At 76.2% G+C, this 2,235-nt stretch carries 2 protein-coding genes and 1 pseudogene; all 3 read left to right on the forward strand.

Annotation, left to right across the window (positions count from 1 at the left end):
* The coding region (locus KBX39_RS29340; RefSeq protein ID WP_247660727.1) for a histidine phosphatase family protein at window positions 1-744 on the forward strand (744 nt) is incomplete at its 5' end.
* The gene (locus KBX39_RS29345) at window positions 728-1,591 is read left to right on the forward strand and encodes an NAD(P)H-hydrate dehydratase (protein ID WP_210873640.1); all 864 of its coding nucleotides are present in this window, start codon (window positions 728-730) and stop codon (window positions 1,589-1,591) included. The genes KBX39_RS29340 and KBX39_RS29345, both read left to right, overlap by 17 nt.
* 145 nt (window positions 1,592-1,736) lie before the next feature.
* A pseudogene (locus KBX39_RS29350) lies at window positions 1,737-2,235 on the forward strand (peptidase S8); the annotation flags it as partial.

Raw genomic sequence — 2,235 nt, forward strand, 5'->3', positions numbered from 1 at the left:
ACCGGGAGCCGCATGGCGGAGTTGGCATCGCTCTGGATCGTCCGGCACGGTGAGAGCACGGCGAACGTCGCGGCCACGGCGGCCGAGACGTCCGGCGCCGAGCTGATCGACCTCAGCCACCGGGACGCGGACGTGCCGCTGTCGTCCACCGGCGAGGAGCAGGCGCGGGCGACCGGCCGGTGGCTGGCCGGGCTGCCGGACTCGCAACGGCCGGACGTGGCGGTGGTGTCGCCGTACCTGCGGGCGGTGCGCACGGCCGAGCTGGCGCTGCACGGCACCGGGATCCCGGCCAGCGTCGACGAGCGGCTGCGCGACCGGGAGCTGGGCGTCCTCGACGGGCTCACCGGCCACGGCGTGAACCGGCGCTACCCGGAGGAGGCGCGGCGGCGCACCCGGCTCGGCAAGTTCTACTACCGCCCGCCCGGCGGCGAGTCCTGGACCGACGTGGCGCTGCGGCTGCGGGCGCTGCTCGGCGACCTGCGCCGCGACCACGAGGGGGGCCGGGTGCTGCTGTTCGGCCACGACGCGCTGGTCTTCCTGCTGCGCTACCTGGTGGAGGGGCTCACCGAGGCGGAGCTGATGGCGCTGACCCGCGAGCACGTGATCGCCAACTGCTCGGTCACCGGCTGGCACGCCGACGACACCGGCCGGCTCGTGCCGGACGTGTTCAACGACGTCGCCCACCTGCACCGGCAGGGGGCGACGCCCACCAGGGAGGACGAGGTCAATGCCGAGCCGGTCTGACGTGATCACCCCCGCGCTGCTGCGGGACTGGGCGCTGCCGGTGCCCACCGGCGGCAAGGCGGCGCGCGGCACCGTGCTGGTGGTCGGCGGCTCCCGGTACACCCCCGGCGCGGTGCTGCTCGCCGGGGTGGCCGCGCTGCGCGCCGGGGCCGGCGTGCTCCAGCTCGCCGCGGCCGAGTCGACGGCGGCGTCGCTGAGCATCCAGGTGCCGGAGGCGCTCGTGGTCGGCCTGCCGGAGACCGGTGACGGCGCGGTCCGCGGCGACCCGGGCGACCTGCTCCGCGGCCTGGTCGCCGAGGCCGACGTGGTGGCGGTCGGACCCGGCCTGACCGACATCGAGACCACCGGGGAGCTGCTGCGCCTGGTCCTGGACGCGGCCGGCCGGGAGACCGCGCTGGTGCTCGACGCGTACGCGCTGGGCGCGCTCAGCCACGCGCCGGAGCTGCTGGCCGGGTCCGGCCGCAAGGCGGTGCTCACTCCCAACCTGACCGAGGCGAAGCACCTGCTGGGCCGCGATCCGGGCGACGACCTGGACGCCGAGGCGGTGGAACTGGCCGGCCGGTACGACGCTGTCGTCTCGCTGTACGGGCACATCGCGACGCCGGACGGCCGGGCCTGGCGGGAGGAGAGCGGGGACGCCGGGCTGGGCACCTCGGGCAGCGGCGACGTGCGCTCCGGGCTGCTCGCGGGCCTGCTCTCCCGGGGCGCCGACCCGGCGCAGGCCGCCTGCTGGGCGGCGTTCGCGCACGCGGTGAGCGGGCAGCGGCTGGTCCCCCGGTACGGGCGGATCGGCTTCCTCGCCCGGGAACTGCTCGACGAGATCCCGTACACGATCGCCACGGTCTGACGATCCACAGCTCGGCGGGGTGAGGCGTGTAACACCCCGCCGTCGGTGGGCGCTGTTGCGGCGAGGCGTGCAGCCTGCGCGTCTCCACCGGGCCGTACCCCCGTCCAGGGAGCGGCCCGGCCGCACCAACCCCCTGGGAGTCTGTGTGAACAATCTCCGTCGCAAGACACTCGCCGCCGCGTCCGCCGTGACGCTCGGCGCCGGTCTCGCCCTGATCGGCGTCCCGGCGCCGGTGGCGGCCGCCGGACCGGAGACGTCGTACCTGGTCCTCGCCCCGCAGGGCAACGGCACCGCCAAGGCCGCGGCGCGGGTGGCCGCCGCCGACGGCACTGTCGTGGCCGCGTACGACAAGATCGGCGTGCTCGTCGCGCGCTCCTCCGCCCCGGACTTCGCCACCCGTGTGGCCGGTGCCGGCGTCGAGTCGGTCGCCTCCACCGCCGGTCTGGGCACCGCCCTCGACGAGGGCGAGACGGTCGAGGTCCCGGCCGCCGACGTGGTCCGCGCCGCGGGCGACCCGACCGCCGAGCCGCTGTACGGCCAGCAGTGGGACATGGACATGATCCGCGTCCCGCAGGCCCACGCGGTGACCGGCGGCAGCCCGTCGGTCGTGGTGGGCGTGCTGGACAGCGGCATCTCCAGCAGCC

Origin of the sequence: Micromonospora sp. D75 (assembly GCF_018070405.1) — a bacterium.
GTDB lineage: Bacteria > Actinomycetota > Actinomycetes > Mycobacteriales > Micromonosporaceae > Micromonospora > Micromonospora chalcea.